This is a genomic window from Formivibrio sp. oc-25 (genome assembly GCF_055810895.1).
This window is the reverse complement of the sequence record NZ_JBVVOL010000001.1, coordinates 108995-122752: the sequence shown is the minus strand read 5'-3', so window position 1 is coordinate 122752 and position 13758 is coordinate 108995. Positions and strand designations below refer to the sequence as shown.

General features: G+C 54.8%; 9 protein-coding genes and 3 tRNA genes. All 12 read right to left on the bottom strand.

All coding sequences use genetic code 11. The features are described 5' to 3' along the window. Window positions 1-246 precede the first annotated feature (246 nt). A complete protein-coding gene (gene rpoC / locus AC0KVQ_RS00595) occupies window positions 247-4449 on the bottom strand; it encodes a DNA-directed RNA polymerase subunit beta' (RefSeq protein WP_473419157.1) in 4203 nt (1400 codons plus the stop codon). Between the two features lie 76 nt (window positions 4450-4525). Then, window positions 4526-8701: a DNA-directed RNA polymerase subunit beta gene (rpoB, locus tag AC0KVQ_RS00590; protein WP_473419312.1), complete on the bottom strand. Its 4176-nt coding sequence runs from the start codon at window positions 8699-8701 to the stop codon at window positions 4526-4528. A 151-nt stretch (window positions 8702-8852) separates the two neighbouring features. Further along, the gene (rplL, locus tag AC0KVQ_RS00585) at window positions 8853-9224 is read right to left on the bottom strand and encodes a 50S ribosomal protein L7/L12 (protein WP_473419156.1); all 372 of its coding nucleotides are present in this window, start codon (window positions 9222-9224) and stop codon (window positions 8853-8855) included. A gap of 45 nt (window positions 9225-9269) precedes the next feature. Then, window positions 9270-9767, bottom strand: a complete 498-nt coding sequence (rplJ, locus tag AC0KVQ_RS00580) for a 50S ribosomal protein L10 (RefSeq protein ID WP_473419155.1) — start codon at window positions 9765-9767, stop codon at window positions 9270-9272. A gap of 225 nt (window positions 9768-9992) precedes the next feature. Then, on the bottom strand, window positions 9993-10688 hold the full coding sequence (rplA, locus tag AC0KVQ_RS00575) for a 50S ribosomal protein L1 (RefSeq protein ID WP_473419154.1): 696 nt from the start codon (window positions 10686-10688) through the stop codon (window positions 9993-9995). Between the two features lies 1 nt (window position 10689). After that, a complete protein-coding gene (rplK, locus tag AC0KVQ_RS00570) occupies window positions 10690-11121 on the bottom strand; it encodes a 50S ribosomal protein L11 (protein ID WP_473419153.1) in 432 nt (143 codons plus the stop codon). An 80-nt stretch (window positions 11122-11201) separates the two neighbouring features. Then, window positions 11202-11735 carry a transcription termination/antitermination protein NusG gene (gene nusG / locus AC0KVQ_RS00565; RefSeq protein WP_473419152.1) on the bottom strand — a complete coding sequence of 178 codons (534 nt, stop codon included), beginning with the start codon at window positions 11733-11735 and terminating at the stop codon, window positions 11202-11204. A gap of 18 nt (window positions 11736-11753) precedes the next feature. Then, a complete protein-coding gene (gene secE, locus AC0KVQ_RS00560) occupies window positions 11754-12107 on the bottom strand; it encodes a preprotein translocase subunit SecE (RefSeq protein ID WP_473419151.1) in 354 nt (117 codons plus the stop codon). Between the two features lie 65 nt (window positions 12108-12172). Further along, window positions 12173-12248, bottom strand: a tRNA-Trp gene (locus AC0KVQ_RS00555). 57 nt (window positions 12249-12305) lie between these two features. Beyond that, a complete protein-coding gene (tuf, locus tag AC0KVQ_RS00550) occupies window positions 12306-13496 on the bottom strand; it encodes an elongation factor Tu (protein WP_473419150.1) in 1191 nt (396 codons plus the stop codon). Between the two features lie 44 nt (window positions 13497-13540). Next, window positions 13541-13615: transfer RNA gene (locus AC0KVQ_RS00545), tRNA-Thr, on the bottom strand. A gap of 6 nt (window positions 13616-13621) precedes the next feature. After that, window positions 13622-13695, bottom strand: a tRNA-Gly gene (locus AC0KVQ_RS00540). Window positions 13696-13758 lie beyond the last annotated feature (63 nt).

Genomic DNA, 13758 nt, shown 5'->3' with positions numbered 1-13758 from the left:
CTTGAACACTTCCTGCGTACGTCCTTGACGGACGAGCTGGTTAATCGTTGGCATTGTAATTTCCTGACTATGGTTTGATAAAACATGCCGACCCGCTTATGCGAACCAGCATTTTGCCCCATTCTGCAAAGCAAAACGAAAGCAGGCGGCAACCAGAAACCTGGTCGCCGCCGAAAAGGCTAGGATTATAAAGACGTTACAACCACAACGTCAATGCAGTCCCCCGACAAGCGGACCGCATCATCCTCACTCGGCCGAGGCATTACCCTGCTCGGCACCGACTTCAGCTATCGCCTCGCTGACACCGGCCATATTTTCATAACTGGCTTGACGTTGACGCTTGCGATTTTTGTGATACGCCAAACCGGTACCCGCCGGAATCAGGCGACCTACGATCACGTTTTCCTTCAGGCCACGCAACTCGTCGATCTTGCCCATGATGGCCGCTTCAGTCAGAACGCGGGTCGTTTCCTGGAAGGAAGCTGCAGAAATGAACGAATCCGTCGACAGAGAAGCCTTGGTAATACCCAGCAATACATTCTCGTATTTAGCCTGCTCCTTGTCTGCCGCAGCCAATGCATCGTTGGCAATCAGCACTTCGGCGCGCTCAACTTGCTCACCCTGGATGAAATCGGAATCACCAGAATCCGAAATCACTACCCGGCGCAACATCTGACGGACGATCACTTCGATGTGCTTGTCGCTGATCTTCACACCTTGCAGGCGGTAAACTTCCTGCACTTCCTGAACGATATAGCGTGCCAGCGCCTCAATACCCTGCAGACGCAGAATATCGTGCGGATCGATCGGGCCGTCGACGATCATTTCGCCACGATTAACCACCTGACCATCATGCACCATTACGTGCTTGTCCTTCGGGATCAGGAATTCGTGCGCCACACCATCCGGCTCAGTGATCACGAGGCGCTGCTTGCCCTTGGTATCCTTGCCGAACGACAAGACACCGGTTACTTCTGCCAGCATGCCGGCATCCTTCGGCGAGCGAGCTTCAAACAGCTCAGCCACACGTGGCAAACCGCCGGTAATATCACGCGTCTTGGCCGATTCTTGTGGAATACGCGCAAGCACTTCACCGGTACCGACCTGTTGGCCATCCTTGACGGTAATAATGGCACCAACCTGGAAGGTAACAGTGACTGGGGTCTCCGTTCCGCTCAGCTTGACTTCCTCACCACGCTCATCCAGTAGCTTGACCAGCGGTCGCACACCCTTGGTGGAGCCAGCCTTGCGTTTCGGATCAATCACCACCAGTGTCGACAAGCCTGTAACTTCATCGACCTGCTTGGCAACAGTCACGCCTTCTTCGACGTTCTCGAACTTCACCTGACCGGCATATTCGGTAATGATCGGACGGGTGTGCGGATCCCAGGTAGCAAGAACGGCACCGGCCTTGATCGCATCAGCATCCTTGACCATGAGTGTGGCGCCATACGGAATCTTGTGGCGCTCACGTTCACGTCCACTATCATCCAGCACGATAACTTCCGCCGAACGCCCAATGACCACCAACTCGCCCTTGCTGTTGGTGATGTAGCGCATATTGCCGCCGAATTCGATCTTACCGTTCGATTTGGCTTCAACCTGACTGGCCGCTGCAGCCCGCGAAGCCGCACCACCGATGTGGAAGGTACGCATGGTCAGCTGGGTACCTGGCTCGCCGATCGACTGGGCAGCAATAACACCGACTGCCTCACCCGTATTGATCAGGTGGCCGCGTCCCAGATCTCGCCCATAACACTTGGCACACAAGCCATAGCGAGTTTCACAGGTCAGCGGGGTACGCACCTTGACCTCGTCAATACCAAGGATATCGATCTGATCAACCACGTCTTCCGTGAGCAATGTACCTGCTTCGAAAACCGTTTCTTGCGTGGAAGGATCAATGATGTCACTGGCTGCAACACGACCAAGAATTCGATCACGCAGCGCCTCGATCACATCACCACCCTGCACCACGGCCTTCATGCTCACACCTTCCTTGGTGCCGCAATCATTTTCCGTAACAACCAGGTCCTGGGTCACATCAACCAAACGACGCGTCAAGTAACCGGAGTTCGCAGTCTTCAGGGCGGTATCAGCCAGACCCTTACGTGCACCGTGCGTCGAGATGAAGTAATCGAGAACGGTCAGACCTTCACGGAAGTTTGCCTTGATCGGCGTCTCGATGATCGAGCCATCCGGCTTGGCCATCAAACCCCGCATACCTGCCAGCTGACGAATCTGCGCAGCAGAGCCCCGAGCACCCGAGTCGGCCATCATATAGATCGAGTTGAAGGAATCTTGAGCGACCTCCTTGCCTTCCCGATCAATGACCTTTTCCTTGCCAAGCTCGGACATCATTGCCTTGGCAATGTCTTCACCAGCACGGCCCCAGATATCGACGACCTTGTTGTAGCGCTCACCCTGGGTCACCAGACCCGAGTTGTATTGCTGCTCAACATCGCGCACCTCGGCATTGGCAACTGCCAGGATATCGACTTTCTTGGTCGGCACCAGCATGTCATCAACGCAAATCGAAATGCCACCACGCGTGGAATAGCTGAAACCGGTGTACATCAGCTGGTCGGCGAATACAACCGTATCCTTCAAGCCGCAACGACGGAATGATGCATTGATCAGTCGACCAATTTCTTTCTTCTTCAATGCCTTGTCGATATGGCTAAAGTCCAGCCCCTTGGGCAAGATTTCCGACAGGATGGCGCGACCGACAGTGGTATTGCGACGCACAAGCCTGCTTTGCCATTCATCATTCTCATCCTTGACCCATTCCTTCAGGCGAATGGAAACGCGGGTTTGCAACGTGACAAACTTGTTCTCATACGCGCGCAGAGCCTCCTTGACATCAGCGAACATCATGCCTTCGCCCTTGCCATTAATACGCTCGCGGGTCATGTAGTAAAGCCCCAGCACGATATCCTGCGACGGAACGATGATCGGTTCGCCGTTGGCTGGCGACAGCACGTTGTTGGAAGCCAGCATCAGGGTGCGGGCTTCCATCTGTGCTTCCAGCGACAGCGGCACGTGAACAGCCATCTGGTCACCGTCGAAGTCGGCGTTGAACGCCGCGCAGACCAGCGGATGCAACTGAATGGCCTTACCTTCGATCAGAACTGGCTCAAAAGCCTGGATGCCAAGGCGGTGCAGTGTCGGTGCACGGTTCAACAGAACCGGATGTTCACGAATGACTTCTTCCAGAATATCCCAGACCACTGGTTCCTGGGATTCGACCATCTTCTTGGCAGCCTTGATCGTGGTTGCCAATCCCATCACTTCCAGACGCTGGAAAATGAACGGCTTGAAGAGTTCCAGCGCCATCAGCTTCGGCAAGCCGCACTGATGCAGACGCAAGGTCGGGCCCACGGTAATAACCGAACGACCAGAGTAATCGACACGCTTGCCCAGCAAGTTCTGACGGAAACGACCGCCCTTGCCCTTGATCATGTCGGCGAGCGACTTGAGCGGGCGCTTATTGGCGCCAGTCATGGCTTTGCCGCGACGACCGTTATCGAGCAGGGAGTCAACCGCTTCTTGCAACATGCGCTTTTCGTTGCGCACGATGATATCCGGTGCCTTGAGTTCGAGCAGACGCTTCAAACGGTTGTTGCGGTTGATAACGCGACGGTAGAGATCATTCAGGTCGGAAGTCGCAAAGCGGCCACCATCCAGCGGCACCAGCGGACGCAACTCCGGCGGCAACACCGGCAGCACGTCCATGATCATCCATTCCGGCTTGATACCCGATTTCGTGAATGCTTCCAACACCTTGAGGCGCTTGGAAATTTTCTTGATCTTGGTATCCGAACCTGTCGAATCCAGTTCGGCACGCAGCTTGCTGATTTCATCTTCGGTATTGAGCGAGCGCAGCAGTTCACGCACGCCTTCTGCCCCCATCGATGCCTCGAATTCGTCGCCGTACTCTTCAACCTTGTTGAAGTAGTCTTCTTCGGTCAGCAGCTGGCCACGATTGAGCGGGGTCATGCCGGGCTCGGTCACGACAAATGCTTCAAAATACAGCACGCGCTCGATATCACGCAGTGCGATATCCAGCACCATGCCCAGACGCGACGGCAAACTCTTCAGGAACCAGATATGCGCAACCGGCGAAGCCAGGTCAATGTGGCCCATGCGTTCGCGACGTACTTTGGACAGAGTAACTTCCACCCCGCACTTCTCGCACACAACGCCACGGTGCTTCAGGCGCTTGTATTTGCCGCAAAGACATTCGTAGTCCTTGATCGGTCCGAAAATACGGGCACAGAACAAGCCATCACGTTCCGGCTTGAACGTACGATAGTTGATCGTTTCCGGCTTCTTGACTTCACCGTACGACCAAGAACGGATCTTCTCGGGCGAAGCCAGTCCGATCTTGATCGCATCAAATTCTTCGTCTTGCGCTACCTGCTTGAACAGTTCGAGTAGGCTTTTCATTTAACTCATTTCTCCGCTATGGAGTGAAGGGTTCGGCGAAGCAGTCTCTCCTGCTTCGCCTCACGCCCCACGAGAATTACTCAGTTTCTTCCAGATCGATATCAATACCCAGCGAGCGGATTTCCTTCACCAGCACATTGAAGGATTCCGGCATGCCGGCTTCGATCTTGTGGTCGCCCTTGACGATATTCTCGTACATCTTGGTCCGGCCATTCACATCATCCGACTTCACGGTCAGCATTTCCTGCAGGGTATAGGCAGCACCGTAGGCCTCCAGTGCCCACACTTCCATTTCCCCGAAGCGCTGACCACCGAACTGCGCCTTACCACCCAACGGCTGTTGAGTAACCAGCGAGTACGGACCAGTCGAACGTGCGTGCATCTTGTCATCAACCAGATGGTGCAACTTCAGCACGTGCATGTAACCCACCGTCACCGGGCGCTCGAACGCTTCACCAGTACGACCATCATACAGCGTGACCTGATTCTTGCTTGCGGTGAGCTGAAGTTTCTCGGCCACATCGTCCGGGAAAGCCAGATCCAGCATCTTGCGAATTTCGGCTTCCTTGGCACCATCAAATACCGGCGTTGCAAAAGGAACACCATTACGCAGATTCTGTGCGAGCTGCAGCACTTCCAGATCCGTCAGACCGGCGATGTCTTCCACCTTGCCAGTGCTGTTGTAAATCTGGTCGATAAAGGTGCGCACTTCCGCAATGTTGCGCTGCTCGCGCAGCATTTCGTCAATGCGATACCCCAACCCATTGGCAGCCCAGCCCAAGTGAATTTCCAGAATCTGACCGATGTTCATCCGCGACGGAACGCCCAGCGGATTGAGCACGATATCGACCGGCTCACCATTGGCCATATACGGCAGATCCTCAATCGGCAGAATCTTGGAAACCACACCCTTGTTACCGTGACGACCGGCCATCTTGTCACCAGGCTGCAAGCGACGTTTCACCGCCACGTAGACCTTGACCATCTTGATCACGCCAGGCGGCAATTCGTCACCTTGCGTGAGCTTGCGCTTTTTGTCTTCGAAGCGATGCTCGAATTCGGTGCGCATCTGGGCGATCAGATCCTTCATCGCCTCCAGTTGACGAGCGGCCTCTTCATCAGCCAAGCGGATATCGAACCAGTCGGCCTTGGCAGGCAGGCTATCCAGATACTCCCTGGTGATTTCCGAACCCTTGGCCAGACGCTTGGGTCCGCCATTGGCCACCTTGCCGACAATCTGGCGCTCAATCCGCTCGAACAAGTCATTTTCAACGATACGCAACTGATCGTTCAGATCTGTACGATAGCGACGCAACTGTTCATCAATAATCGCTTGAGCGCGTTTATCGCGCTCGACGCCTTCGCGAGTGAATACAGCGACATCGATCACGGTACCAACCATGCCGGACGGCACGCGCAACGACGTATCCTTCACATCGCTGGCTTTTTCACCGAAGATCGCACGCAGCAACTTCTCTTCCGGCGTCAACTGAGTTTCGCCCTTCGGCGTAACCTTGCCGACCAGCACGTCACCGGCCTCAACCTCTGCACCGATGTAGACGATGCCGGACTCATCCAGACGACCCAGCATGCGCTCGGACAGATTCGAGATATCGCGGGTAATTTCCTCCGGCCCCAGCTTGGTGTCGCGGGCCATCACGCTCAGTTCCTCGATGTGGATCGAGGTGTAGCGATCATCGGCCACCACCTTCTCGGAGATCAGGATCGAATCTTCGAAGTTGAAACCATTCCATGGCATGAACGCCACGCGCATGTTCTGGCCCAGCGCCAGTTCGCCCAAATCGGTTGATGCACCATCAGCAATCACATCGCCACGCGCGATCTTGTCGCCGCGTTTCACTATGGAACGCTGGTTGGTATTGGTGTTCTGGTTGGAGCGGGTAAATTTGACCAGATTGTAGATATCCACACCGGTCTCGCCGGCTTGCGCTTCATCGTCATTGACACGAATCACTACGCGACTGGCATCCACGTAATCCACCACACCACCGCGCAGTGCTGTGACCGCTGTACCCGAGTCTGTTGCACAGGTACGCTCAATACCGGTGCCGACATAGGGCTTCTCAGCACGCAGGCAGGGAACGGCCTGACGCTGCATGTTGGCACCCATCAAGGCACGGTTTGCATCATCGTGCTCAAGGAACGGGATCAACGAAGCTGCAACCGATACGATCTGGCTCGGCGCCACATCCATATACTGAACACGATCCGAGGCAGCAATAATGGTGTCGCCATTGGCACGGCAGGTCACCATTTCATCAATCAAGCGGCCTTCGGCATCGGTCTCGGCATTAGCCTGAGCAATCACATACTTGCCTTCGTCAATTGCCGACAGGTAATCGATCTGATCGGTTACCTTGCCATCGACAACGCGACGATACGGGGTTTCCAGAAAACCGTAAGGATTGGTGCGGGCATAGCACGAGAGCGAGTTGATCAGACCGATATTCGGACCTTCCGGTGTTTCGATCGGACAAACACGACCATAGTGGGTCGGGTGCACGTCACGCACTTCAAAGCCGGCACGCTCACGAGTCAAACCACCCGGGCCCAGCGCCGAAACACGGCGCTTGTGGGTAATTTCCGACAGCGGGTTGGTCTGGTCCATGAACTGCGAAAGCTGTGACGAACCGAAGAATTCCTTGATCGCGGCACTGACCGGCTTGGCGTTGATCAGATCATGCGGCATCAGATTATCGGATTCCGCCTGCGACAGACGTTCCTTGACCGCACGCTCAACGCGTACCAGACCTGCGCGGAATTGGTTTTCTGCCAGCTCACCGACCGAGCGAACGCGACGGTTACCCAAGTGATCGATATCATCGACATCGCCACGGCCATTGCGCAACTCAAGCAGGATGCCGATCACGGCAATGATGTCATCGGTTGTGAGAACACCAGCGTTTTGCTTGAAGCCCTCGCCAATACGCGCATAGAACGCACGCATCCAGCCCGGTGTCTTGGCATCCAGCACCTCGGCATCCGGATAGGCACGGCTATTGAACTTCATGCGACCGACATCAGACAAATCGTAGCGATCTGCCGAGAAGAACAGGCCATCGAACAGAGCCTTCACGGCATCTTCCGTCGGCGGCTCGCCCGGACGCATCATGCGATAGATCGCCACGCGCGCCGTCCACTGATCAACCGACTCGTCGGAGCGCAGCGTCGAAGAAATCCAGGCACCTTGATCGAGATCATTGACGTACAGCAGCTTGAATTCTGCAATACCAGCTTCCTGGATCAGCAAAGCCAACTCTTCCGTCACTTCATCGTTGGCACGCGCAATGACTTCGCCCGTATCCGGATTGACAATATCGTGCGCAAGGATGCGGCCCGGCAGGATGTCCATCGGGACTACGACCTGTGTCAGCCCAGCATTCTGGATATCACGGATAGTCTTGGCAGTGATGCGCTTGTCTTTCTGCACCAGCACCTTGCCGTCATCGGTCACGATATCGAACTTGGCGATTTCGCCACGCAGTCGATCCGGAGCAAGTTCCAGCTGCAAATCCTTGCCATCAAAGCGATACGTATCGGTATCGAAGAACATTGACAGGATCTGTTCTGCATTGAAGCCAAGTGCCTTGAGCAGAATGGTGACAGGCATCTTGCGACGACGGTCGATCCGGAAGAACAGCAGATCCTTTGCGTCGAACTCGAAATCCAGCCAGGAACCGCGGTAAGGGATGATGCGGGCCGAGAACAACAACTTGCCCGAACTGTGCGTCTTGCCTTTATCGTGCTCGAAGAATACACCCGGCGAACGATGAAGCTGGGACACGATTACACGCTCGGTCCCATTGATCACGAACGAGCCGTTACGCGTCATCAGCGGAATTTCGCCGAAGTAAACGTCTTGTTCCTTGACTTCTTTCACGGTCGGCTTGGCAGCTTCACGATCCATGATAACCAAGCGAACGCGCGCGCGCAGCGGAGCGGCAAAAGTAATGCCGCGCTGCTGGCACTCGATCACGTCGAACGCTGGCTCGCCCAGGTTATAGTGGACAAATTCCAGTCGAGCGTTGTCGTTGTGGGACCGAATCGGAAAAATCGAGCTAAATGCTGCCTGCAGACCACGATTGACACGTACATCCGACGTGGTATCCAGTTGCAGGAATTCATTGTAAGACTCGATTTGGGTCGCCAACAGGTAAGGCACATCGAGGACGCTCGCCCGCTTCGCAAAACTCTTGCGAATGCGTTTCTTCTCGGTGAACGAGTATTGCATACTCATAAACTCTCCATGGAGGTAGGGCGCAAAAGACAAACCACAAACAAGCCAAGAGGCCAGTTTCCGGTCTAGCTACTGCCTGTAAATACTGAAAACGCAAAACGGCAGGCGGATTCCTCCACCTGCCTTCAGCAATCGTTAGATACGATTACTTGATCTCAGCCGTAGCACCGGCTTCAACCAGCTTCTTCACCATGGCTTCTGCGTCAGCCTTGGCAACACCTTCCTTGACAGGCTTCGGTGCACCATCAACCAGGTCCTTGGCTTCCTTCAGACCCAGGCCGGTCAGTTCACGCACAACCTTGATCACGCCAACCTTCTGTGCGCCAGCGCTGGTCAGGATTACGTCAAATTCGGTCTTTTCTTCAGCAGCCGGAGCAGCAGCACCAGCCGGGCCAGCAACAGCAACAGCAGCTGCAGAAACGCCGAACTTTTCTTCGAACGCCTTAACCAGGTCGTTCAGTTCCATAACGGTCAAGCCGGCAACGGCTTCGAGGATGTCTTCTTTGGTCAGAGCCATTTGTAAATACTCCTGAATAACTTGTCTGTATAAATCGAATTGTGATTAAGCGGCTTCGGCCTGCTTCTTCTCTGCCAGTGCCGCCAGGCCACGGGCGAAGCTGGACAGCGGCGCCTTCATGACATACAACAGCTTGGACAGCAGCTCTTCGCGGCTCGGGATGCTTGCCAGCTGGGCCACTTCGGCCGCATTGAGCACCTTGCCATCGAAAGAACCTGCCTTGACGACGATCTTATCGTCTTTCTTGGCAAAGTCATGCAGAACCTTGGCTGCAGCAACCGGATCTTCGGAAATGCCGTAAACCAGCGGGCCGACCATTTGGTCAGCCAGACCGGCAAACGGAGTATCCTGAACCGCGCGACGCGCCAGCGTATTCTTCAAAACACGCAGGTAAACGCCGGACTCACGTGCCTGCTTGCGCAGTTGAGTCATGCTAGCAACCCCGATGCCCCGGTATTCGGCCACAACGATAGTCTGAGCCTTGGCAACTTCTGCCGCGATCTCAGCTACGACGGCCTTTTTGTCTTCAATATTGAGACTCAAGGTCTACCTCCATTGATCAAGTTCAGTGCGGAATCCGCACCACCCAACAAACGGCGACCTTCATTCAGGAGACTGGTCAGGCTCAAGGCAAAATGCGCCATGTCTGAGGTCTTGATTGACTGGGACACCGTCTGCGTAGGCCGGCTTGCGCCAAATTAAGCACTCATACAAGTGCACCTACGGTCTTTGACAATCTCCCGGCTGGTAGGCCGGGAGCCCAAAGTTTTATTGAAGCACACTGGTGGTATCGACGCGAACGCCAACACCCATCGTGCTCGAAACAGCAAGCTTCTTGAAGTACACGCCCTTGGAAGCAGCGGGTTTGGCCTTTTGCAGAGCATCAACCAGCGCCGACAGGTTTTCCTTCAGATCAGCAGCTTCAAACGAAGCGCGACCAATAGTGGCATGAATGATACCAGCCTTGTCGGTACGGTATTGCACTTGACCGGCTTTGGCATTCTTCACAGCTTCTGCAACGTTCGGAGTCACGGTACCGACCTTCGGATTCGGCATCAAACCACGCGGACCGAGAATCTGACCCAACTGACCCACAACGCGCATTGCATCCGGGGAAGCAATCACGACGTCGAAGTCCATGTTGCCGGCCTTGACTTGTTCAGCCAGGTCGTCAAAACCAACGATATCCGCACCGGCAGCCTTGGCTGCTTCTGCATTGGCGCCTTGGGTAAAGACGGCCACGCGAACAGTCTTGCCAGTACCCTTCGGCAATACAACAGCACCACGAACCACTTGGTCGGACTTGCGCGGATCAACGCCGAGATTCACGGCCACATCGATCGACTCGTTGAACTTGGCAGTAGCAGCACCCTTGACCAGCGCAATGGCTTCGTCAATGGCGTACAGCTTATTACGGTCAACTTGCGCATTGAGCGCAGCGAGACGCTTGGAAACCTTAGCCATGTTACACGCCCTCCACATTCAGACCCATCGAACGGGCGGAACCGGCGATGGTACGCACGGCTGCATCCACATCAGCAGCAGTCAGATCAGGCGCCTTGGTTTTGGCGATTTCTTCCAACTGAGCACGAGTAATGGTACCCACCTTATCGGTATGCGGCTTGGAAGAACCCTTAGTGATGCCAGCAGCCTTCTTGATCAGAATGGTTGCAGGCGGAGTCTTCATGATGAAGGTGAAAGACTTGTCCGCGTAAGCGGTAATCACCACAGGAATCGGCAGACCCGGCTCTACACCCTGGGTCGCGGCATTGAATGCCTTGCAGAATTCCATAATGTTCAAACCACGCTGGCCAAGTGCCGGGCCGATAGGCGGCGACGGATTGGCTTTACCAGCGGGCACTTGCAGCTTTACATAGCCGACAACTTTTTTTGCCACGATTCACTCCTTGAACGGGTCAGACGCGAGCACCGCTCGCTCCCCACAAAACAGGTGCTATCACACACCCACCAGCCAGATCAGATTTTCTCGACCTGGGAAAAATCCACTTCAACCGGTGTTGCGCGACCAAAAATCAGCACCGAGACCTTGACTCGACTCTTGTCGTAATCAACATCTTCGACCGTTGCATTGAAGTCCGCAAAAGGACCGTCAATTACGCGCAACTGCTCACCCACCTCAAACAGAATCTTGGGACGCGGCTTCTCCACACCCTCTTGCATCTGCTGCATGATGGACTGAACTTCTTTCTCGGAAATCGGGGCCGGACGATTGCCCGAACCACCCACAAAGCCAGTAACTTTAGGCGCGCTCTTGACCAGATGCCACGTATCGTCAGTCATTTCCATCTCGACCAACACGTATCCAGGAAAAAACTTGCGTTCGGACACCGCCTTGCGACCAGCCTTGACCTCGACAACCTCTTCCACCGGCACCAGGATGCTGCCAAACAGGTGCTGCATGCCAGCGCGCTCGATCCGTTCCTTCAACGCTTTTTGCACACTTTTCTCAAAGCCGGAATAGGCGTGCACAACATACCAACGCATAGCCATCAGAATCTCCGCCCTGCCTTAACCGCGACCAAGCACAACATCATAAAAAAGCCAGGCAAGTCCGGAATCGACCACCCACATGAACAGTGACAGCACACCAACAAAAACAAAAACGATACCCGTCAACTGCCAAGTTTCTTTTTTACTCGGCCAGACAACTTTCTGCGCTTCCTTTACGGAATCACGGGCATAATCAACAAATTGCTGGCCCGTGACAGAAAACCACATCACCCCTACAGCCGCCAGCAACCCCGCCACAACAGAGAGCGGACGCAATACCACAGGCGCAGCTGGCAGCAAATAAAAGCCCACCACACCAGCCAGCACCAGCAGGACCGCTGCCGTCACTTTGATCTTATCGACACTTTCCATTGCCACACTTTTTCGGATAACCGACAGTGAACAAAGCCGCTCCATCGGAACGGCTCTGAATTATCTGGCAGGCGAGGAGGGTCTCGAACCCCCAACCCCCGGTTTTGGAGACCGGTGCTCTGCCAATTGAGCTACTCGCCTACTGAGGAAGGGCAGTATTGTACACGAATACCACCCCTTGGAAGAACAACTTATTAATTACTCGATGACCTTAGCAACAACGCCAGCACCAACAGTACGGCCACCTTCACGGATGGCAAAACGCAGACCCTGCTCCATGGCAATCGGCGCAATCAGCGATACAGTGATCGATACGTTATCACCCGGCATCACCATTTCGGTACCTTCCGGCAATTCAACCGCACCAGTCACGTCAGTGGTACGGAAGTAGAACTGCGGACGATAGTTGGTGAAGAACGGGGTATGACGGCCGCCTTCATCCTTGCTCAGCACGTACACTTCAGCCGTGAACTTGGTGTGCGGAGTAATCGAACCCGGCTTAGCCAGAACCTGACCACGCTCAACATCTTCACGCTTGGTGCCACGCAGCAACGCGCCAATGTTGTCGCCAGCCTGACCTTGATCGAGCAGCTTGCGGAACATTTCCACACCAGTACAGGTAGTCTTCTGGGTCGGGCGGATACCCACGATTTCGATTTCTTCGCCAACCTTGATGATGCCGCGTTCAACACGACCAGTCACCACAGTACCACGACCAGAGATCGAGAATACATCTTCCACCGGCATCAGGAAGGTACCATCAATGGCACGCTCCGGTTCCGGAATGTAGGAATCCAGCGCATCAGCCAGACGGAAGATAGCCGGTTCGCCAATTTCGGATTGGTCGCCTTCCAGCGCCTTCAGCGCGGAACCCTTGATGATCGGAGTGTCGTCGCCCGGGAAGTCGTACTTGGACAGCAGATCGCGAACCTCCATCTCTACCAGCTCGAGCAGCTCTTCGTCATCCACCATGTCGCACTTGTTCAGGAACACGATGATGTACGGCACACCAACCTGGCGAGCCAGCAGAATGTGCTCGCGAGTTTGCGGCATGGGGCCGTCTGCAGCAGAACAAACCAGAATGGCGCCATCCATCTGGGCCGCACCGGTAATCATGTTCTTCACATAGTCAGCGTGGCCCGGGCAGTCAACGTGGGCATAGTGACGGGTAGCAGTTTCATATTCAACGTGGGCGGTATTAATAGTAATACCACGTGCCTTTTCTTCCGGCGCGCTGTCAATTTGGTCGTAACCCTTGGCTTCACCACCAAACTTCTTCGACAGAATCGTGGTGATCGCTGCGGTCAGCGTCGTTTTGCCGTGGTCAACGTGGCCAATCGTGCCTACGTTTACGTGCGGCTTCGTCCGCGCAAATTTTTCCTTGGCCATGACTATTTCCTTCTCGAGAACTTAGAAATATATCAACAAAACGATGGAGCCGATGATGGGAATTGAACCCATGGCCTCTCCCTTACCAAGGGAGTGCTCTACCCCTGAGCTACATCGGCGCATATTGGAGCGGGTGAAGGGAATCGAACCCTCGTCGTAAGCTTGGAAGGCTTCTGCTCTACCATTGAGCTACACCCGCGCTAACAACAGTGCCACTACAATCAGTGACTGGTACATCTCTTCAACCGCATTAAGCAGTATT